This is a genomic window from Amycolatopsis sp. NPDC051373 (assembly GCF_040689465.1).
Lineage (GTDB): Bacteria > Actinomycetota > Actinomycetes > Mycobacteriales > Pseudonocardiaceae > Amycolatopsis.
On sequence record NZ_JBFBAE010000016.1, the window covers coordinates 96620 to 116273 of the forward strand.

Here is a 19654-nt window from a genome sequence, read left to right on the forward strand (position 1 = left end):
AAACTTCGATGCGAACCACCTGCAGTTCAAGACCGAAAGCTTCAAACGGAGGTTCACCCTGCGGCCCATCGACCTCGCGCGGGAGCACGGGTTGTCCGCCCAAGCCGTCCGCAACTACGACGACGCCGGCGTGCTCCCGTCGACCGAACGCAGCGACACCGGCTACCGCCGCTACACACCGCTGCACGCGCAGGCCCTGCGCGTCTTCCTCGCGTTGCGCGCGGGCCACGGGCACCGGCCGGCAGTGGAGATCATGCGCTCGATCCACCGCGGTGACACCGAATCCGCGTACCGGCTCATCGACGCCGCGCACGTCGCTCTGCTCGCCGAACGCGACACCCGCACGGAGGTCGCGGCGGCCCTGGGCACCTTGTCCACGGCACCGGCACCGTTTCGCGGCCCGCCGCTGACCGTCGGCGAGCTCGCGCGACGGCTCGACGTGCACCCGGCGACGCTGCGCGCCTGGGAAACCGAGGGCATCCTGCGTCCTGAACGAGATCGGGCCACCGGTTATCGCGAATACGGCCCGGACTGCGTGCGCGACGCCGAGATCGCCCGGCAGCTGCGCCGTGGCGGTTACCTGCTGCGCCAGGTCGCGCAGTTCCTCGAGTCGCTGCGCGAGGCGGGCGGGGCCGACGCATTGAGCGCCTTCCTCGACGCCTGGCAGCACCGGCTCACCGCGCGCAGCCGCGCCCTGCTCGCCGGCGCCGCCCAGCTCGACGCCTACCTCACCTTGCGCGATTCGGTCACACCTGGCTGAGCTCGACCACCGGGAACTCGACGCGTTCCGGAGCGCGCCCGGCCTGCAGCATCCACGCCTCCCCGGTGCCCTCACCCGCGGCGACCGTCGCGACCGCCGACGCGATTTCCGCCGGAGAAGCCACGGCCAAGCCGTTCGCCACGAGCGTGTCCTTGAGCCCGCCGATCATCCGCGTCTCCACGAACCCCGGGCACACGGCGTTGAGCGTGATCCCCGAATCGGCACAGGCCGGGGCCAGCGACCGCACCAGGCCGATGATCGCGTGCTTGCTCGCCGAGTACACCGGGTCGAACGTGGCCGGCGAGATGCCGGCAAGGCTGGACGTCACCACGATCGCGCCACCGCCATGAGCCCGCAGCGGCGGGACGGCGGCGCGCAGGCCGAACATCGTGCCGTCGACGTTCACCGCCAACGTGCGGCGATAACGCTCCAGGTCGAAGTCGTCGAGGCCGCCCGCGCCGCCGGTGCCGGCGTTGAGGTGCACGACGTCGAGCCCGCCGTACTCGGCCACCGCCGCGGCCACGGCGGCTTCGTTGTCCTCGGGCCGCGTGACGTCGGTGCGCACGAACAGGCCCCCGACCTCGGCCGCGACCTCCGCGCCCGCAGCCTCGTCGACGTCGGCCACCACCACCCGCGCGCCCTCAGCCGCGAAGTGCCGTGCCACGGCGGCGCCGATGCCGCTCGAACCCCCGGTGATCAGAACGACGGTCATGCAGGCGATTCCTCTCCGACTTCGGCCGCGATGGCGGCGGCGACACTCTTGCGACGGGCGTAGACCCGCGTGGCGACCTCGAGCGCGAGGTACACGGCCACGTACTGCAGCCCGCTGATCAACGGCACCCGGTCCACGGGCAGCGTGTAGGCCAGCACCACGCGCACCCCGGCGTCGAGCACGAGCACCACGCCCCACATCGCGGTGGTCACGCGCAGCACGTGGCGGTAGGTGGGCGAGCCGAGCCAGTTGCGCTCCATGCGGTCGCGCGCCTCCTGGCCGAGGAACGACCGAAGCACCTGGTACAGGAACGGCGTCCGCAGCAGCGTCGCCAGCATCCAGAGCCCGGCGGCCGCGGTCATCCAGCCGTCCTTGGCCAGCAGGAACCGCGGGCTGCCGGACAGGAACGACGTCGCGACGCTCAGCACCAGGATGCTCAACGTGAACACCGCGAGCGTGTCCACGCGCCGCTTCCTGACCACCGTCTGCACGGCGCGCACGGCCGGTGGGACGACGCCCGCCAGCAGCGCCAGCCACTGGTTGACGCCCAGTGCGCGCAGGCCGTAGAAGAGCCCGGCCGGGGCGACGAGGTTGATGGCGAGGTTGACGATCAGCTCCCGGCGCAGTTCCGGGGGAGTGGTGGGCTTTTCGGGAGGGGCGAGCGTGGTCATCACCGGACCTCGATCCGCTGACGGTCGCGGTGGCGCCAGGTCTTGGCGAGCACGGCGACGGTGACGGCGGCCAGGACGACCAGCGCGAGCCAGCCGATCCAGCTGCCGGTCTCGGCGAAGGCGCTGCCGAGCGCGGGATCGAGTACGCGCGCCTCGAGGAACAGATACGCGAGCGGTCCCGTCGCCGCGAGGACGAGCACGGTGCCGGCGACGGCCGTCGCGAGCGTCCAGCGGCCCAGCCGCAGGTTCGCCACCGCCAGTGCGAGCGAAAGCACCAGCACGACAACGAAGAACGGCACCCAGAACCCCCACAAAGTGGGGTCGAGCACCGGCACCCGCGCGCCGGACGCCGTGGTCACGAGCATGGCCGAACGCTGCACGAACAGCGCAACCACCAGCAGCACCGCGAGCACGATGCCGCTGCCGACCTCGTTCCACGTGGTGGTCGCCGTGGCGTCGGAGAACGGGAGCTGGTCGGGTTTCCAGTCCTCGTCGGGTTCCCCGGGACCGCGCTCGCTGCCGAACCGATCGACGAGTACATAAAGGACAGTGATCCCGGCGAGCAGGTACACCGCGACGTTCAACGTGGCACCCAGCGGCGAAAAGATCGCCGCCCCCACGTTTTCGCCGCGCACCCAGTGCCCGATCCCGTTCACGACGTAGGCGATGGGCAGGACGGTCGCGCTCAGCAGGCGCACCGCCTTGGCGTAGGACGGGTAGGTCGCCGGCCCGATCAGCACGGTCGCCTTGTCGGCGTACCGCGTCGCCAGCTGCGCCGGGTCGCCGAGCTCTGCCAGCGCGGCGTACTCGGCCTGGCCCGGGCTCTCCCCGAGCGAGATTCGTGCGTCGACGTCGTCTGCGATCGCGGCCCGCAGCTCGCGGTCGATCTCGCCGCGGTGCTTGCCCGAGACGTGGCGCACGGTGGCGGCCACGTATCGGTCGGTGAGTGTGGTGCTCATGGTTGTTCCCCCAGTTCGGTGTCTTCTTCGGTCTTCGTCTCCGGACCCGCTTCGGCGTCCAGCAGGCTCAGTGCGGTGTCGATGGCGCGCCACTCCTTCTGCAGCTCCTGCGCGAGCCGCAACCCGTCGCGGCTGGTGCGGTAGAACTTCCGCGGCCGGGTGCCCGAGGTGTCCCACTCGCTGGTCAGCAGCCCTTGACCCTCCAGGCGGCGCAACAGCGGGTACAGCGTGTTGGCCGGCGCGGGCACCCCCGCGCGCTCCAGTGCATCGAGCAGTCCGTAGCCGTACCCGGGCTTCTGCAGCGCCAGCAGGCTCGCCAACACGACCGTCCCCCGCCACAGCTCCTGCCGATGCGCGTCCAGCAAGTCGGTGTCTTTCACGCTCACCACGATAGTGTGTGAGACACAGTATCGTCAAATGGCAATGCTGTGCGAGGGGCCAGGGTGTGCGAGAGAGGGGGCCGCGCGGGCTGGGATCGCGTCCCGTTCAGGAGTCGTTTAGCAAACGTTCAACCGGCGACGTGCCGCTCATCGGGAGCGCGGGCGGCAGAGCGGGCTCCTGCCGGCGGCAGGGGAGCGTCGAACGCGAAAGATCTTCTACCCCAGGGGGATCGGCCGCGAGGGTCAGTCCACAACGGACGGCCGGCGGGCGACGGGGTCGGCGGCGCCGAAGAGGGCGCGGCCGGAAGAGCCCCGGACACGCCGAAGGGCCGGTACCGAACGAATCGGTACCGGCCCTCACGACGTTCCGCGGGAGGACTTGTTCAGTCCTGGTGAGGTGCAGTGCACCCGGGTGCGGGTGGTTTCACCTCAGTTGTTACGCTTAAACCGGATGGGTATCGCCCCAAGTCGCAGGCGGAGGGGACACAAGATGCCCCCTGCGACTTTCCAGTTCAGGGTTGGTGCTTCTGAGCCTTCAAGGCTCAGGCGATGGTACGCGTGCCGATCTGCGTACGGCGGCGCTTGAGCGCGCGTCGCTCGTCCTCGCTCATGCCGCCCCACACGCCGGCGTCCTGGCCGCTGGCAAGAGCCCAGGCCAGGCAGTCGGAAGCGACGGTGCAGCGGTGGCACACGGCCTTCGCCTCGGAGACCTGCAGCAGAGCCGGACCGCTGGTTCCCACCGGGAAGAACAGCTCGGGGTCCTCGTCTCGGCAGGACGCGTCGTGGCGCCAGTCCATGTTCGTGAGCTCCTTCATAGTGGCGCGGGAGAGCCGCGCCACAGTCGTCATGGCGGTCGTGTTTTTGGGTGCTTGTGAATGCTTTCACGAAGCACCGCGTTCGACAAGGGTTTCCCGAAGATCGGTGAGTCAGCTCACCCGGCCGAGCGACGCCTCTGACCTGCGGTTTCTGTCCGAAACAGACCGCCCGGCGGAAGCACGATGCGGTGAGCGGAGGTTCTGTGTCGACGAGCGGCAAGATGCACTTTGCCGCAGGCGATCAGTGGTCGCACCGTCACACGATTACTGTGAGTGCATCCCGCACGCTGTGGAATTCCACTCGCGTCCGCTGCCCGACGAGGTCCCCGTCGACCTGGAAGTTCACCGGTTCAGCTGCGTCGATGCGGATCATTGGCACGTCGTCGCGGCGCATCAGGTGACGCCCGTGCTGGTCGCTCTTCGTGAGCAAAGCTTGGCGTACATGTGTGAACACGGTGGGCAACCGCAGACCGTTCAACGCGAACAGGCCCAATCCCGTCTCGAACGAGCAACTCGAGTTGAGGTGGACGGCGCGATCACCGAGGTAGGTCCACGGATCGGTGTTGGACACGAACGCGGTCACCACCTCGGCGGGTTCCTCGCCCGGGATCCGCACGGTCAGGGTGGGCCGGCCCATCGGCGGCCGGAAGTAGGAGCCCACTGATGCGCGTAGATAGAGCGCGGCGCTCGTTTCCTTGCCGCGCCGCTTCGCCACGCGGCCCACCACGTCGGCGTCCCAGCCGAGCCCGGCGTTGAAGGTGAACCAGTGCCCGTCGGCGAGCCCGAGCCCGATGCGGCGGCGCCGGTCGTTCTCCAGGGCGTTCAGCAGCTGGTGCGTGGCTTCGACGGGATCCACGGGAAGGCCGAGGGCGCGCGCGAACACATTCGCCGAGCCGCCGGGCACCACGCCGAGCATCGGGACGCACCCGAGCTCGCCCGGGTCGCCGGTGGAGTCCGCGAGGAGACCGTTGACGACCTCGTTGACCGTGCCGTCGCCGCCGTGGGCCACGACCAGGTCGAAACCGTCGCGGGCCGCCGAGCGCGCCACGGCCATCGCGTGGCCGCGGTAGTCCGTCTCGACGACGTCGAGCTTCACCTGGCTGGCCAGCGCGTGCGCCAGCACATCCCGGCCACCGGCGGTGGTCGAGGTGGCCTGGGGGTTCACGACGAGGATGGCGCGCACTTCCCCACCGTAGGTGACGTTCGCCCGCGTGGAGAACCTTCGACGGCACAAGGTGACGCGAAGCTCAACGCGGGGAACGGCGCTCCGGATGCACAGGAGGAATGCGCCAGTACTGCGTCCGGTGACCCTGTGGCGGGCGATCCTCCCTTGCGTACGGCGAACATCCGCTCGTCGTGACAAGTGCACCCGGGCCGACCGCCCGCTCATCGACGACAACCCCGATTTTCACGTGCCCGGCGCCCCGCGAAAACGGCCGACCGGGTGGCATACGATCGAAACTGCTCACCCACCGTGACCCGCGCAGGTCGGGTCGCTGTGCTCCCGCAAAGCAGCTTGGAAGGCCGCACCCGTGTCGCTCGACGAGAACCAGCCGCCCACCCCGTTCGAGGTCCGGCTGGCCGGGATCCTCACCGCGCTGCCCGGTCTCGGGCTCCTGGTGCTGGGCGTCGTGATCCTCGTGCGCAGCCTGCAGGAACCTTCGCAGCCGGGCAACAACATCTGGGCCGAGTTCGGCACCTACGCGGTGCTGGCGATCGCGTTCCTGGCCGCCTCGGCGGGGCTGGTCCTCGGCCGGCAGTGGGCGCGCTCGCCCGGTGTCGTGGTCGCGCTGCTGCTCATCGGCGTCGGCTGGTACGTGCTCGGCCCGTCCGGCCAGCCGGCCTGGGGCGTGCCGATCGGCGTGTGCGGCCTCGCGGCGCTCGTGCTGCTCTTCCGCCGCCCGGCCCGCGCGTGGGCGCTCGGCCTGCGCGAAGGCGAGACGGAGGAAGAAGCAGCCGAACGCGGTGGCCTCGCCGGGCGTCGCGAGGAACGCGAGCGCCACGAGAAGGACTGAACCTCAGGCGTCCGCGGCCAGCGCCTTCAGCGGCGCGTCCGTGAGCCGGTAGGTGGTCCACTCGTCCTGCGGCAGGGCGCCCAGCGCCCGGTAGAACCCCACGGCCGGGTTCCAGTTCAGCACCGCCCATTCGAGCCGCTCGTAACCCTGCTCCACACATTCTGCGGCCAGCGCTGCCAGCAGCGCCTTGCCGAGCCCTGAGCCGCGCAGCTCCTGGCGGACGTACAGGTCTTCCAGGTAGATGCCGTGCACGCCGCGCCAGGTGGAGAAGCTCAGGAACCACAGCGTGAACCCGGCGACGCGGCCGTCGACCTCCGCCACATGGCCGAACAACGCCGGCGCGGGACCGAACAACGCCTTGTGCAGCTGCGGCGCTTCCAGGCGGCACTCTTCGGGCATGCGCTCGAACTCGGCCAGCGCGTAGACCAGTTCGACGACGGCGTCGACGTCTTCGGGGCGGATCCGCCGCACTCTCGGGTCGGACACTCGGTCAGCCTTCCAGCGCGGGCAGCAGGTTGAGGTGTTCGACCTGCGGCTCGCCGCGTTCGTCGCCGAGCACCGCGATGCCGGCCGGGTCGAGTCCGAAGTGGACACCCGCCGTCGAGGACAGGCGCACCCAGCGCGCCACGAGCACGCGGCTGAAGTGCCCGTGGCCCACCAGGACCACGTCGCCGTTGTCGATCTCGCGGCGCGCCCGGTCGAGCACCTTGTCGGCGCGCGCGGCCACGTCGGCGGCGCTCTCGCCGCCTGGGACCGCGTGCGTCCACACCGTCCAGCCCGGATCGGTTTCGCGGATCTTCGGCGTGGTGAGGCCTTCGTAGTCGCCGTAATCCCATTCGGCGAGGTCTTCGGTGATCTCGTCCACGCGCAGGCCCGCGAGCTCGGCCGTGCGCTTCGCGCGTTCGCGCGGACTGGAGATCACGAGTTTGGGACCGCCGAGCAGAGTGCGCAGGGTGCCGCCCGCCGCGCGTGCCTGGTCCTCACCCGCCGCCGTGAGCGGGATGTCGGTGCGCCCGGTGTGCCTGCCGTTGACGGACCACTCGGTCTGCCCATGTCTGAGGAGGAAAAGCCGATGTGCCACGAGCCCGAATATAGCCCTGGCTCCGTTTGCGGGCAGGTCGTGCGCCATGCCTATCTACTCGTGAGTAGATAGCAGGAGGGGCGGCGATGGGCATGAATCCGACGTACGCGCTGTGGCGCCGGCTGGCCGGCAAACCGGGCGGTAAGCAGCTGTTTTCCGCCGCCATGTGCCTGCACGTGCCCTGCTTCGCCGACTGCGCTGCCGTCGGTGCGGCAGCTGCGTCCAGGGCACTGTTCGGTCACCGCGCCGAGGTGGTGGGGTGGCCACAACCACATCCGGACCTTTCACGCGATCGCCGCGTACAACCTCGCGGAGATCGCGATGGGCAGCTCGCGGAGGCGACCGTGCCGCCGCCGCACCGCTGGCTGCCCGAGGGGATGGACGTGCGGTACCTCGCCAAGGCGACCACGGGCCTGCGTGCCGTTGCCGAGCTGCCGGAGCTGCCCGAGTTCGGCGACGGGGGTTCGACCTCCCGGTGCCGGTGCGGATCCTCGACGCGCGCGGGGCAATCGTCGTCACGGTGGCCGTCGCCATCTGGGTCACGCGGAAAACAGCGAACGGGGTCAGTTGCGAATTGATCCGGCCGGGTGAAACTTAACGCCGTTTACTGGTGGATGCGAATACTGCTCATTTTCGGCCTGGTCAGCCCCTGGACCGCGACAAGGTTTTCTGCGAGATGCTGAACCCCGACCAGCGCTCGATGTGGTTCAAGAACCGCACGCAAGCGCCGCTCGCGTCGTTCCTCTGGCTCGACATCGCCAACCGCGACATCAAGCCGTACGCCGGGGTGCTCGACCGCGTGAACTACGGCGACATGTCCGTGTACCTCGGCCGCGGTGTCGGCGGCGGCTCGCTGGTCAACGGCGCGAGCAGTGGTTCGAGAATTGCCGCTCCTACCGGTACGCGCGCGTTTCGCGGAAAGCCGCGCGGAAAGCCGGTTTCACGACGACTTTCGTGCCCAGCGTTTACGACTTCTCTTACTTGGCACAGGAAGAGGCCGGCACCATCGAACGCTCCGCGCTCGCGTCGGAAGTGATCTACGGCAATAACCACGGCAAGCGTTCGCTCGACAAGTCCTACCTCGCGGCCGCGCTCGGCACCGGGTACGTCACGATCCAGACCCTGCAGTCCGGTATGCCCGCGCTCGGCATCGACAACTGGAACGACCCCGTGCGCCCGGTCTTCGCGGAGATCGCGCCCGTCCCGGCCGGGCTCGAGACGTGGGTGAGCCCGTACCTGGCGATCACGAAGAACCCGGAACGTGGGCACTTCACCTACGATGTGGCTTCGGATTCGGCGAACTGCAGTGGACCGCCGCGCAAGGCCGGCCGTCGATCGACGCGGCGAAGGGGATGTTCGACAAGATCAACGCGGCCAACGTCACCATCTACCGCGACAACCTCTTCGGCGACACCCGCCCGTTCGAGAACCGGTTCACCTACCACCCCCGCGGCGGCCTCGTCCTCGGCGACGCGACGGACGACTACGGGCGCGTAAAGGGCTACCGCAACCTCTACGTGACGGACGGCTCGCTCATCCCGGGCAGCACGGGGGTGAACCCGGTCGCCACGATCACGGCCCTGGCCGAGTGCAACGTCGAACGAGTGCTGGCGGAGTACGTGCCGGCCTGAGCCCTCACGTCCCGAGCTCGGCCAGTGCGGACACGAACCCACCCGCCCGCTCGCCGAGCCCGCCGAAGAAACGCGCGTCGGCGTCTTCGACGTCGTGCAACGCTTTCGCGACGAGCGCCGAGCCGGCTCCGGTGAGCTGTACCCGCTTCGCGCGCGCGTCGGCCGGATCGTCGGCGCGCGTGAGCAGGCCGCGGTCCGCGAGCTTGCGCACGACCTGACTGGTCATCATCGTGTCCGTGCCGGCCTGCTCGGCGAGCTGCCGCTGCGTGGGCGGCTCGCCGGAGCGCGTGAGCCACCACGTGGTGGTGAGCAGCACGAACTGGACGTGCGTGAGGTCGTGCGGCGCGAGCGCGGCGCGCATCACGCGTTGCCAGGCCAGTGTGACGCGCCACAGCAGGAAGCCGGGGCTCTCGTCGGGACCGGGCAGGCGGGACTCCGGAGCGGTCATGCCCGCAAGGATGCCTCGGCAAGCCGCGCCAGCGCGCGCACGGCGTCCGGGGTGTCCTCGGTGACTGCCGGGCCCAGCTCCGGTGGTCCGTCCACCGTCACGCGGTAGACGATGCGCGTGCCGTCTTCGGCGTCCTCCAGCCAGTGCTCGAAGACGAGCGTGGCGCCGGGCAGCCGGGTCTCGTCGGTGAACCCGCGGCCGTCGTCGACGGCGGTGAGCGTGAACGGGATCGGCGGCAGGTCCGGCATCGTCATGGTGCCGCTGGTGCCTGCCTCGAACGGGCCGTCCAGCACGACTTTCCGCAGGCCCGCGTCCCATTCGGGCCAGCGCGACATGTCCGTCCACAGTGGCCAGACGGCCGACGCGGGCGCGGTGGTGGTCTCGGTGTGCTCGTACTCGAACAGTGTCATGCGGGCATACTATATGCGCGCATATTAAATGGGCAACAGCGAGAACCGGCCGCGCGGATCGCCCGGAACTCAGTGGTGAACGGAGCGCAGCTTCTCGTAGTAGGCCGTGCAGTCCGCGTACGACGGCAGCAGCCCCTGTGCCTCAGCCTCCGCCAGCGTCGGGGCGGAACGGTCCTTTTCGGACACGATCGGCGTCAGATCGGCGGGCCACGGCAGGTCGAGCGCGGGGTCGAGTGGGCTGATGCCGTGCTCGCCCGACGGGTTGTACGGCTCCGAGCACAGGTACGCCATCGCCGTGTTGTCCTCGAGTGCCACGAACGCGTGGCCCAGGCCCTCGGCGACGTACACGGCGCGGAAGTCCTTCGCGTCGAGCAGGACGGAGTCACACTGGCCGAAGGTGGGGGAGCCGGTGCGCACGTCGACGATCACGTCGAGCAGGGAGCCGGCGGGGCAGTAGACGTATTTCGCCTGGCCCGGCGGTACGTCGGCGAAGTGCACTCCGCGGATGGTGCCGCGGCGGGAGACGCTGTGGTTGGTCTGGCCCATGCGGATCGGGTGCCCGGTGGCGCTCAGCAGTGCCTCTTCCTGGAACGGCGCCACGAAGAGCCCGCGCTCGTCGTGGAACGCGCGGGGGGTGAACTCGTAGGCGTCGGCGACCTTCAGCGGGCGGAATTGCATGCGCTCACCTTATCGAGTGCCGCGCGGCGCGAAATGCGGGTGGCCGCGATCACTGAATCGGTTCGGAACCATTCAACAAAACCGGACGGACGTCTTGGGAATAGGGGTTTTTCGGCGGTTTTCCTCGGGAAGTCCATGGAATCTGTGACTTGAGCCGCATCGAGGGTTCGCCTCCGGAGGCGCTCCTGTCATGATTGGGAGACCGCAGCGTCCGCGGCCATCAGCCACACCCCACGGATCGGATGGCCGCTGTGACGCCTCGCCGACAGGCCGGCGCTACCGCGCTGGGCTGCCGTCCGGAGGACAAGTTCCAAGGGTGTGCGGGTGCGCCTTCGCCCGCCGCCAGTGGTCCCCCGCTCGCAGTCCCTGGAGTAATTCAGTGACGCAGATCCACCCCGCGAGTTCCGCGATCGCCGAGGGGCGAACGCCGGAAACGACGACAGGAACCCCGATGACCGACCAGGCCAGCACGGCCGCCACCGCCGCGCCGGTGACGGACGCCGAGATCTTCGCCGGGCACGAGGGCGGCAAGCTCTCCGTGGCGGCCACCCGGCCCATCTCCGACCCGCGCGACCTCTCGATCGCCTACACGCCCGGCGTGGCGAAGGTGAGCCGCGCGATCGCCGAGGACGCCGCCCAGGCGAAGCGGTACACCTGGGCCGACCGTCTCGTGGTGGTCGTCAGCGACGGCACGGCGGTGCTCGGCCTCGGCGACATCGGCGCGAGCGCGTCGCTGCCCGTCATGGAGGGCAAGTCGGTGCTGTTCAAGACGTTCGGCGGCCTCGACTCGATCCCGCTGGTGCTCGACACCACCGACGTCGACGAGATCGTGGAGACGCTGGTGCGCCTTCGCCCGTCGTTTGGCGCGGTGAACCTGGAGGACGTCTCGGCGCCGCGGTGCTTCGAGCTGGAGGACAAGCTCAAGGCCGCGCTCGACTGCCCGGTCATGCACGACGACCAGCACGGCACCGCGATCGTCACGCTCGCGGCGCTGCGCGGGGCGAACCTGGTGCTGGATCGCGCGATCGCCGACCAGCGCGTGGTCATCTCGGGTGCGGGCGCGGCGGGGGTGGCCTGCGCGAAGATCCTGCAGGAGGCCGGCGTCGGCGATGTCACGGTGCTCGACTCGCGCGGCATCATCCACTCGGGACGCGAGGGTCTGAACCCGATCAAGCAGCAGCTGGCCGCGACCACCAACTCCTCCGGTCTCACCGGCGGTCTCGAAGCCGCGCTGAAGGGCGCCGACGTGTTCCTCGGGCTGTCCAGCGCGACGATCGACCCCGAGCTGCTCGGCTCGATGGCCGACGACCCGATCGTGTTCGCACTGTCCAATCCGGACCCGGAGGTGCACCCGGCCGACGCGGCGCGCTACGCGGCGATCGTCGCCACCGGGCGCAGCGACTTCCCGAACCAGATCAACAACGTCCTGGCGTTCCCCGGCGTCTTCCGCGGCGCCCTCGACGCCGGTGCGCGCGCGATCACCGAGAACATGAAGCTGGCCGCGGCCGACGCCATCGTCTCCGTGGCGACCGACGACCTCGGCCCCGACCGCATCGTGCCGAGCCCGCTCGACCCGCGCGTCGCCCCTGAGGTCGCGGCGGCCGTCGCCAAGGCCGCGGTGGCCGACGGTGTGACCGGCTGATCGTCGTTGTGGGACAAGGGCTCCCCGCGCCTAGTGTGCGCGGGGAGCCCTTTGTGCCCGGACGGCCTTGCTCTGCGCCGGCGCCCTCGTGACACCGCCGCGAGCACACGCGGCTCGCCCTGTATCCGCGATTCTGGACTTGCCGGTCCATTTTTTGGTCGCCACGCTGGGGGCATGACGATCGACCTCGGCGCCTACGGCGTCTGGCAACCGGCCGCTCTGGCCACCCCGGCGATGGCGAAGGAGGTCGAGCAGCTCGGCTTCTCCACGTTGTGGGCCGCCGGCCCACCAACCGACCTCGCGGGCCTCGACGAACTCCTCGAAGCCACCTCGACGCTCGTGGTCGGCACGAGCATCCTCAACATCTGGCACGGTGACCCCGCCGTCGCCGCGAAGGCGTACGACCGGCTGGTTTCGCGGTTCCCCGGCCGGTTCTGGCTCGGCATCGGTGCGGGGCACCCGGAGCACACGCGGGAGTTCACCAAGCCGCTCGCCGCGATGAAGAGTTACCTCGACGGCCTCGATGAGGGCGGCGTTCCGGTCGAGGGCCGTGCGATCGCCGCGCTGGGGCCGAAGATGCTGGAGCTCACGGCTTCGCGCGCGGGCGGGTCGGTGCCCTACCTCGTGCCGCCGTCGCACACGCGGCTTTCGCGTGCGGCGCTCGGCCCTTCCGCGCTGCTGGCGCCCGAGCAGAAGGTGGTGTTCGACCCGGACCCGGCGCGCGCCCGTGACACGGCGCGGCCACGTATCAAGCACCCGTACCTGGGCCTCACCAACTACACCGGCAACCTGCGTCGATTGGGCTTCACCGACGAAGACCTGGCCGGCGACGGCAGCGACCGCCTCGTCGACGCCGTCGTGGCCCACGGTGACGCGGCCGCGATCGCCGGGCAGCTCGGTGAACACCACGACCAGGGCGCGAACCACGTCGCCATCCAGGTGATCACCACCCGCCACGCCGCCCACTCGGCCATGCCGGACGTCGAGCTGCAGGTCTACGACGACGAGGTCTTCAGTGTCTACAAGGCACTGGCCGCGGAGCTGTTCTGAGCCACCGCGGTGCCCGGCTTCAGCGCAGCAGTTCCACCAGCCGGTGCCGCGGCACGTCCACGAGCCGCAGATCCGTGAGCTCGCGCGGCACGTCGAGCGCGACGTTCGCCAGCCGCGCGTGTGCCCGAGTCAGGACCTCCGACGGGTCGTCGACCATGTCCGCGGTGACCACGGCGTGGCGGTTGTCCGGCGTGCTGCGCAGGAATCGCAGGCGGTACTTGCCGGCCATGAGATCGGTGAGTGCCGCCTGCGAGGCCGCGTCGGCGAGGTCCGGGTGGTTGTTGGGCACGAGCAGCGCCAGGCGGCGCGCGTTGGTGCCGAGCAGGGTGCGCAGCAGCCACGGGCCGGGGTCGGCGGTGAGGTCCATGGCGACGGCGTCACCCTCGGGCGCGGACATCGACCAGTCGACGGGCCGGGTTTCCAGGGCCAGACCGCCTTCGGAGGCGATGTCGCGCAACGCGGACAGCAGCGTCGGCTTCGTGCCCGTGGCCTCCACGGACTGCGGCCCGTGGGTGTAGATGGCCGACTTTCCCTTGCCCCGGCCCGTTTTGCGGGCCTTCGCGGTGGGCTGGCAGACGTAGAGATCGGCGGCGGCGCCGATGGCCTGGGCGCCGTCGTAGCGATTGAAGTCGGGCAGGATCGCCTCGAACGTGAGCCCGAGCGTCGCCAGCGAACGCTGCACCTGGGCGCCGAGTGCGGGGTGGCGGGGGCTGTAGCCGTAGGCCAACAGGATGCGGCCCTCGGTCGGCTCGCGCAGCGCCTGCACGGCGCGGGCGGCGAACAGCCCCATGCCGTCCGGGGTGTAGGGCGGATCACTGAAGACGAGGTCCGCGCGGCCCGTCACGGCGGGCGGCAGGCCGACCCGCAGGTCGGCGTGCGCGGTGGCGACCTTCCGGTCGCTGGTGGAGTCCAGGTAGGACAGAACGCGCTCGTCGAGGTCCACCACGGTCAGCTCGGCCTCGGGGCACACGGCGTGCACGGCCAGCGACGTCAGGTCGTGGTCGCCGAGGAAGAGCAGGTGGGAGCGGCGCAGGTCGTAGCGGGCGTTGAGCCACAAAGCACGCCGCAGCACCGTCTCGGGCGTCGCCTGCACGTGGTCGAGGGCGGCGAGCGGTGCCGGCACGCCGGCGACCCAGCCGGAAATCGACGCGAGCAGCTCGGAATGCGCGGCCACCGCGTCGTCGAGCGGATCGGGCAACCGCGGCAAGCGGTACGCCTCGTACTTGGGCACCGCGTCGGGTGCGATCCGGACACCCGCGGCGGAACGCTCCAGATCACGCTCCAGCGCGGCCAGCACGTCCTCGACACTGCGCCGGGGTGCCGCGGCCAGGCGCACCAGGTCGGCCAGCTCGCGGGGACCCGAGCGGAGCAGGTCGATCACCTCGTACAGCGGGCGTACGCCGGCGCCGTGCGCGGTCAGGAGGTCGTCCAGAGCGGTCACCGGGGAAGACTAACCGGCCACAGTGCGGGAAAGGCTGCCAAGGCCCGCCGAGTGGGCTACGGTCGATCTGCATCTGACGTGGGGAGAAGTCCGTGACGATCGAGTTCCGCGATGTGACCAAACGCTATCCGGACGGCACGGTGGCGGTGAACGGACTCTCGCTCACCGTCGACGACGGCACCATCACCGTGCTCGTCGGCCCTTCGGGCTGCGGGAAGACCACGTCGCTGCGCATGATCAACCGCATGGTGGAGCCCACGTCGGGAGCCGTGCTGCTCGACGGCAAGGACGTGAGCGAGGGCGACGCCGCGCTGCTGCGCCGCGGCATCGGTTACGTGATCCAGCACGCCGGCCTCTTTCCACACAGGACGGTGCTCGACAACATCGCGACCGTGCCGCTGCTGTCCGGCTGGGACAAGCGCAAGGCCCGCGCCCGCGCGGCCGAGCTGCTGGAGACCGTCGGCCTGCCGAAGGAGCTGGGCAAGCGGTATCCGGCGCAGCTTTCGGGTGGCCAGCAGCAGCGCGTGGGCGTGGCCCGGGCGCTCGCGGCCGACTCGCCGGTGCTGCTGATGGACGAGCCGTTCTCGGCCGTCGACCCGATCGTGCGCGAGGAGTTGCAGGACGAGCTGCTGCGGCTGCAGTCGCAGCTGGGCAAGACCATCGTGTTCGTCACGCACGATATCGACGAGGCCGTGCGGCTCGGCGACAAGATCGCGGTGCTGCGCGTGGGCGGCGTGCTCGCCCAGTACGGCACCCCGTCCGATGTGCTGCGACACCCGGTGGACGACTTCGTGGCGTCGTTCGTCGGCCGCGACCGCGGCTACCGCGGTCTGTCCTTCGTGTCCGCCGGCGGCGTCGAGGTGTCCCCCGTGGACGTCGTGGAGCTCGGCACGAAGCTGCCGGAGCCGTCGAAGAGCTGGCAGCTCGTCGTGAATTCCGAGAAGCAGCCCCGCGGCTGGCTGCCACCGAACTCCACTGTGGACGGTGAGCTCGCCGAGGGCGACATCGTGGCCGGCGGATCCCTCTACGTGCAGGGCACGCCGATCCGCGGCGCGCTCGACGCCGCCCTGTCGTCGCCTGCCAGCCTCGGCGTGGTCGTGGACGAGGAACACCGCGTGGTGGGCACCGTCTTGGCCCACCAGGTCCTGGACGTGATCGAGGCCACCCCGCAGGCGTTCTGATGGGCGGGTTCTTCGACGAGCTCGGGCGTTACCTGGGCAGCGCGAACAACCGCGGCGAGATCCTCGGTGACCTGGGCGAGCACATCTACCTCGCGTTGGTGCCGCTGGTGATCGGGATCGTGATCGCCATCGTGCTGGGCTGGCTCGGGCACCGCTGGCAACCGGTGCGCAGCGTGCTGCTGGTGGTGGCGAACCTGCTGTACACGATCCCGTCGCTGGCGCTGTTCGTGGTGGTCCCGGGTCTGATCGGGTCGAAGATCCTCGACAGCGTCAACGTGATCGTCGCGCTCACGATCTACACCGCGGCGCTGCTTGCGACCACTTCGGACGATGTGTACGCGCAGCTGAAGCAGAGCCTGCCGGCCGGGTTCGAGGTCCTTGACCAGGCCCCGGCGCAGGACAAGGACTTGCTCGTGGTGCGCCCCGAACTGGCGGCCTCCGGCGTCCGCACGTTCTCGGACCTGGGCCGGCGCTGCGGCGAGCTGGTGATGGGCGGGCCGGGCCAGTGGAGCAGCCGGTGGAAGGACCGCATCGAACAGCTGTACGGCTGCTCCTTCAAGGAGATCCGCACCACCGACACCGGCGGCCCCGTCACCGTGGCCGCGCTGAAGTCCGGCGAGGTCCAGGTGGCCGACCTGTTCAGCACGTCGTCGACGATCATGTCCAACGGCTTCGTCCCGCTGGACGACGACAAGAACATGTTCCCGGCGCAGAACATCGTGCCGCTCGTCGCCCGCGGGACTCTGTCCCCGGCCGAGGTCGCCGCCCTGAACCGCGTCTCGGCCGCCCTGACGACCGACCAGCTGACCGAGCTGAACGTGCAGTTCACCGACGAGAAGCGCAACCCGCTGGACATCGCGGACGACTTCCTGGCGCGCAACCACCTGAAGGCTTGAGCCGTCAGCGGAACTCGTGCACGACCTCGATCTCACCGATGATGTGCCGGTTGAACTCCTCCAGCTCTTCGGCCGGCACCCACAGTTCGAGGATCGTCTCGCCGCCCGCCTGCCGCACCGGGTAGCGGCTTTCCTTCACAGTCGTTCGAACGCGGGCGCGTACTGGAAGGCGCCGCAGTTTTCCGGCTTGTGGGCACTCAGCGTGCGGGCCTGGAAGTGCGGAGCCCACTCGGGCTCCGGCGGCGTGATCCCCAGCTGCTCGGCCGGCACGAACGAGAACCTGCGGTAGTACCCCGGATCGCCCAGCAGGACCACGAGTGCGAACCCGAGCGCATCGGCGGCCTCGAGCGTCGCGTGCACGAGCGCAGACCCCGCCCCACGGCGCTGAAACTCCGGCAGCACCCCGAGCGGCCCGAAGCCCAGCGCGGACTTCGAATCGTCCCCGAGTAAAGCCGGGCTCGAGCACGCGTGGCCTGCGACCTCGCCGTTGTGCTCGGCGACCAGCGACAACGCGGGGATGAGGTCCTCGTCCGCCCGTAGCCCGTCGACGAGCACGGCCTCGGGCACCGTGGTGAGCCCGGGCTGCGCGAACGCGGCCATGTGCACGGCTCGGATCGCGGTCTCGTCGCCGCGAACGGCTTGGCGGATCAGCATGGGGTGAATTCTTCCTGGCCGCGCGTGCGCGGGTAAAACCGTTTTTCCCAGCACGCGAATGGTCCGAACAGCGCAACGCGGTGAAAACCTCCGAGACGGCTCTTCTTCCTGCGGCCAGTCCGCGCACTTAGCCTCAGGCCAACTGGTGTCCGCGCTGGTCGAGGAGGGACGAACTGTGCGCAAATCTCGGGGAACAGTGACCAGAAGCCTGACGATCCTGGGGAGTGCCGCCTCGATCGCGACCGTCACCGTGTTCGGGAGTGGCGTGGCGTCGGCTCAGGAGGGCGCGATCGTCGGTGCGGGTGGTGCCGGCGCGGTGAAGGACAGCTACCTCGTGGTGCTCAAGGACGGCACCTCGGTGGAGTCGACGGCGAAGACCGTCACCGACCGCCACGGCGGCTCGGTCGAGCGCACGTTCTCGAAGGCGCTGCGCGGCTTCACCGGCACGATGTCCGAGACGCAGGCCAAGCGCACCGCCGCCGACCCCGCTGTGTCCTTTGTGGAGCAGAACCGCGTGGTCCACGTCATGACGGACCAGCCGGACCCGCCGTCGTGGGGCCTCGACCGGGTGGACCAGCGCGAACTGCCGCTGGACGCGGACTACAGCTACAGCACGACGGCGGCCGACGTGCATGCCTACGTGATCGACACCGGGATCAACCTCACCCACTCCGAGTTCGACGGCCGCGCCGTGTCCGGCTACGACTTCGTGGACAACGATTCCGACGCCACCGACTGCTACGGCCACGGCACCCACGTCGCCGGCACGATCGGCGGCACGACTTTCGGCGTGGCGAAGGAAGTCAGCCTGACGGCGGTCCGCGTGCTCGACTGCACCGGCAGCGGCACGCTCGACCAGGTCGTGGCCGGCATCGACTGGGTCACCGAGAACGCCGAGCTGCCGGCCGTGGCGAACATGAGCCTCGGCGGCCCCGTGTCCACTGTGGTGGACGAGGCCGTGCAGCGGTCGATCGCCGCCGGTGTCACGTATGGCATCGCGGGCGGCAACTCCTACGGCGGCAGTGCGTGTGACGCCTCGCCCGCCCGCGTGCCCGAGGCGATCACCGTCGGCGCCACCACGGACACCGACGCCAGGTCCGCCTTCTCCAACACTGGCACGTGTCTCGACCTCTTCGCTCCGGGCTCCGACATCACGTCCGCCTGGATCGGCAGCGACACCGCGACCAACACCATCAGCGGCACGTCGATGGCGACTCCGCACGTGGTCGGCACCGCCGCGCTCTACCTGGCGGACCACCCGTCGGCCACACCGGAAGAGGTCCGCGATGCGCTGGTGGACGCGGGGACGAAGGACGAGATCACCGACGCGGGCACGGGGTCGCCGAACGTCCTGGTGTACTCCGGTACCGACGGCACCGGCGACCCCGATTGACGAGTTGTCTCCCGGGGTCAACCCTTCGACGTGGAAGCAGAAACCTCTGACTCACGTCGCGTAAGCACCAACGGCCCATCCTCCGTCACGGCCACCGTGTGCTCGGAATGCGCCGTCCGGGAGCCGTCGGCCGAGCGGATCGTCCAACCGTCGGGGTCGTACACGATGCGGTCTGTCGTGCGCGCGAACCAAGGCTCCAGCGCGAGCGTGAGACCCGGGCGGAGTTTCAAGCCGCGCCCGGCCGTGCCCTTGTTGGAGACGTGCAGGTCCTCGTGCATGGTGCGGCCGATGCCGTGGCCGCCGAACTCCGTGTTGACCGGGTAGCCGTGAGAGCCGGCCACCGCGTAGATCGCCGCGGAGATGTCGCCCAGGCGGTTGCCCGGCAGAGCCGCCGAAATCGCCGCCTCCAGCGCTTCTTCCGTGGCCCGGATGATCCGCAGGTCCTCCTCGGCCGGAGTTCCGACGATGACCGTGCGCGCCGAGTCGGCGACCCAGCCGTCGATGCCGACCGCGAGGTCCGCGGTGAGCACGTCGCCGTCACGCAGTACGTAGTCGTGGGGGAGGCCGTGCAGGACCGCGTCGTTGACCGAAAGGCAGATGACGTTGCGGAACGGTCCCTTGCCGAACGAAGGCGCGTAGTCCCAGTAGCACGACTCCGCCCCGCGCCGCTTGATCATGCCGCGCGCGTGGTGCTCGAGGTCCAGGAGGTTGACGCCCACGTCGGCGAGCCGGCCGACCTCGGTGAGGACCTCCGCGACGAAGCGGCCGGTCACGTGCATGCGGTCGATCTCCGCAGGCGTCTTCAGTTCGATCACGAAAAACCTCGCAGCACGAAAG

Annotated in this window: 21 protein-coding genes and 3 pseudogenes; 9 read left to right on the forward strand and 15 right to left on the reverse strand. The window is 69.9% G+C overall.

The features are described from left to right. The first annotated feature begins 58 nt into the window (after positions 1 to 58). Complete coding sequence (locus AB0383_RS28605) at positions 59 to 760, forward strand: MerR family transcriptional regulator (protein WP_366189039.1); 702 nt, start codon at positions 59 to 61, stop codon at positions 758 to 760. On the opposite strand, the gene AB0383_RS28610 is transcribed toward AB0383_RS28605, so the two are convergent. The 6 genes from AB0383_RS28610 to AB0383_RS28635 form a co-directional block, all read right to left on the reverse strand. After that, entirely contained in the window at positions 747 to 1472 is a 726-nt protein-coding gene (locus AB0383_RS28610; protein WP_366188993.1) for an SDR family oxidoreductase, read from the reverse strand. The genes AB0383_RS28605 and AB0383_RS28610 overlap by 14 nt on opposite strands. Next, positions 1469 to 2143, reverse strand: coding sequence for a VC0807 family protein (locus tag AB0383_RS28615; RefSeq protein WP_366188994.1), 675 nt, complete (start codon positions 2141 to 2143; stop codon positions 1469 to 1471). The genes AB0383_RS28610 and AB0383_RS28615 overlap by 4 nt, the downstream gene beginning before the upstream one ends. Beyond that, positions 2143 to 3102, reverse strand: coding sequence for a permease prefix domain 1-containing protein (locus tag AB0383_RS28620; RefSeq protein ID WP_364172049.1), 960 nt, complete (start codon positions 3100 to 3102; stop codon positions 2143 to 2145). Before AB0383_RS28620 ends, AB0383_RS28615 begins: the two co-directional genes overlap by 1 nt. Next, positions 3099 to 3482 carry a PadR family transcriptional regulator gene (locus tag AB0383_RS28625; protein ID WP_364172047.1) on the reverse strand — a complete coding sequence of 128 codons (384 nt, stop codon included), beginning with the start codon at positions 3480 to 3482 and terminating at the stop codon, positions 3099 to 3101. The genes AB0383_RS28620 and AB0383_RS28625 overlap by 4 nt, the downstream gene beginning before the upstream one ends. 542 nt (positions 3483 to 4024) lie before the next feature. Beyond that, the gene (locus AB0383_RS28630) at positions 4025 to 4279 is read right to left on the reverse strand and encodes a WhiB family transcriptional regulator (RefSeq protein ID WP_220247091.1); all 255 of its coding nucleotides are present in this window, start codon (positions 4277 to 4279) and stop codon (positions 4025 to 4027) included. A gap of 274 nt (positions 4280 to 4553) precedes the next feature. Continuing rightward, positions 4554 to 5480, reverse strand: coding sequence for a diacylglycerol kinase family protein (locus tag AB0383_RS28635; RefSeq protein ID WP_364172045.1), 927 nt, complete (start codon positions 5478 to 5480; stop codon positions 4554 to 4556). 349 nt (positions 5481 to 5829) lie between these two features. Between AB0383_RS28635 and AB0383_RS28640 the strand changes: the two genes are divergently transcribed. Further along, entirely contained in the window at positions 5830 to 6312 is a 483-nt protein-coding gene (locus AB0383_RS28640; protein ID WP_366188995.1) for a hypothetical protein, read from the forward strand. 3 nt (positions 6313 to 6315) lie between these two features. Here the strand turns inward: AB0383_RS28640 and AB0383_RS28645 are convergent, their stop codons facing one another. Both AB0383_RS28645 and AB0383_RS28650 read right to left on the reverse strand, forming a co-directional pair. Further along, on the reverse strand, positions 6316 to 6798 hold the full coding sequence (locus AB0383_RS28645) for a GNAT family N-acetyltransferase (protein WP_366188996.1): 483 nt from the start codon (positions 6796 to 6798) through the stop codon (positions 6316 to 6318). Positions 6799 to 6802: 4 nt separating this feature from the next. Next, positions 6803 to 7393 carry an acid phosphatase gene (locus AB0383_RS28650; RefSeq protein WP_364172039.1) on the reverse strand — a complete coding sequence of 197 codons (591 nt, stop codon included), beginning with the start codon at positions 7391 to 7393 and terminating at the stop codon, positions 6803 to 6805. Between the two features lie 86 nt (positions 7394 to 7479). Between AB0383_RS28650 and AB0383_RS28655 the strand changes: the two are divergent. Continuing rightward, positions 7480 to 7991, forward strand: a pseudogene (locus AB0383_RS28655) (hotdog fold domain-containing protein). A 63-nt stretch (positions 7992 to 8054) separates the two neighbouring features. Continuing rightward, positions 8055 to 9024: pseudogene (locus AB0383_RS28660) on the forward strand (GMC oxidoreductase); the annotation flags it as partial. A 4-nt stretch (positions 9025 to 9028) separates the two neighbouring features. Here AB0383_RS28660 and AB0383_RS28665 read toward each other — a convergent pair. From AB0383_RS28665 to rfbC, 3 genes are all read right to left on the reverse strand, one after another. Further along, complete coding sequence (locus tag AB0383_RS28665) at positions 9029 to 9472, reverse strand: MarR family winged helix-turn-helix transcriptional regulator (protein WP_364172037.1); 444 nt, start codon at positions 9470 to 9472, stop codon at positions 9029 to 9031. Further along, positions 9469 to 9882: an SRPBCC family protein gene (locus tag AB0383_RS28670; RefSeq protein ID WP_366188997.1), complete on the reverse strand. Its 414-nt coding sequence runs from the start codon at positions 9880 to 9882 to the stop codon at positions 9469 to 9471. The genes AB0383_RS28665 and AB0383_RS28670 overlap by 4 nt, the downstream gene beginning before the upstream one ends. Positions 9883 to 9951: 69 nt before the next feature. Continuing rightward, positions 9952 to 10560 (reverse strand): dTDP-4-dehydrorhamnose 3,5-epimerase, encoded by a 609-nt coding sequence (gene rfbC, locus AB0383_RS28675; RefSeq protein WP_366188998.1) that lies wholly within the window; start codon positions 10558 to 10560, stop codon positions 9952 to 9954. Positions 10561 to 11011: 451 nt separating this feature from the next. On the opposite strand from rfbC, the gene AB0383_RS28680 reads away from it, so the two are divergent. Continuing rightward, on the forward strand, positions 11012 to 12202 hold the full coding sequence (locus AB0383_RS28680; RefSeq protein WP_364172033.1) for an NADP-dependent malic enzyme: 1191 nt from the start codon (positions 11012 to 11014) through the stop codon (positions 12200 to 12202). 174 nt (positions 12203 to 12376) lie between these two features. Continuing rightward, positions 12377 to 13252 carry a TIGR03620 family F420-dependent LLM class oxidoreductase gene (locus AB0383_RS28685; protein WP_366188999.1) on the forward strand — a complete coding sequence of 292 codons (876 nt, stop codon included), beginning with the start codon at positions 12377 to 12379 and terminating at the stop codon, positions 13250 to 13252. Between the two features lie 19 nt (positions 13253 to 13271). Here AB0383_RS28685 and AB0383_RS28690 read toward each other — a convergent pair whose 3' ends face one another. Further along, entirely contained in the window at positions 13272 to 14693 is a 1422-nt protein-coding gene (locus AB0383_RS28690; RefSeq protein ID WP_366189000.1) for a bis-aminopropyl spermidine synthase family protein, read from the reverse strand. Between the two features lie 92 nt (positions 14694 to 14785). Between AB0383_RS28690 and AB0383_RS28695 the strand changes: the two genes are divergently transcribed. Continuing rightward, a complete protein-coding gene (locus AB0383_RS28695; protein ID WP_364172027.1) occupies positions 14786 to 15874 on the forward strand; it encodes an ATP-binding cassette domain-containing protein in 1089 nt (362 codons plus the stop codon). Beyond that, complete coding sequence (locus AB0383_RS28700) at positions 15874 to 16770, forward strand: glycine betaine ABC transporter substrate-binding protein (protein WP_366189001.1); 897 nt, start codon at positions 15874 to 15876, stop codon at positions 16768 to 16770. The genes AB0383_RS28695 and AB0383_RS28700 overlap by 1 nt, the downstream gene beginning before the upstream one ends. A 4-nt stretch (positions 16771 to 16774) precedes the next feature. On the opposite strand, the gene AB0383_RS28705 is transcribed toward AB0383_RS28700, so the two are convergent. Then, on the reverse strand, positions 16775 to 16909 hold the full coding sequence (locus AB0383_RS28705) for a hypothetical protein (protein WP_366189002.1): 135 nt from the start codon (positions 16907 to 16909) through the stop codon (positions 16775 to 16777). Next, on the reverse strand, positions 16906 to 17424 hold the full coding sequence (locus tag AB0383_RS28710; protein ID WP_366189003.1) for an N-acetyltransferase: 519 nt from the start codon (positions 17422 to 17424) through the stop codon (positions 16906 to 16908). The genes AB0383_RS28705 and AB0383_RS28710 overlap by 4 nt, the downstream gene beginning before the upstream one ends. 175 nt (positions 17425 to 17599) lie before the next feature. Here AB0383_RS28710 and AB0383_RS28715 point away from each other — a divergent pair. After that, positions 17600 to 18802, forward strand: a pseudogene (locus tag AB0383_RS28715) (S8 family peptidase); the annotation flags it as partial. A gap of 32 nt (positions 18803 to 18834) precedes the next feature. On the opposite strand, the gene map reads toward AB0383_RS28715, so the two are convergent. Then, positions 18835 to 19632 carry a type I methionyl aminopeptidase gene (gene map, locus AB0383_RS28720; protein WP_364172022.1) on the reverse strand — a complete coding sequence of 266 codons (798 nt, stop codon included), beginning with the start codon at positions 19630 to 19632 and terminating at the stop codon, positions 18835 to 18837. Positions 19633 to 19654 lie beyond the last annotated feature (22 nt).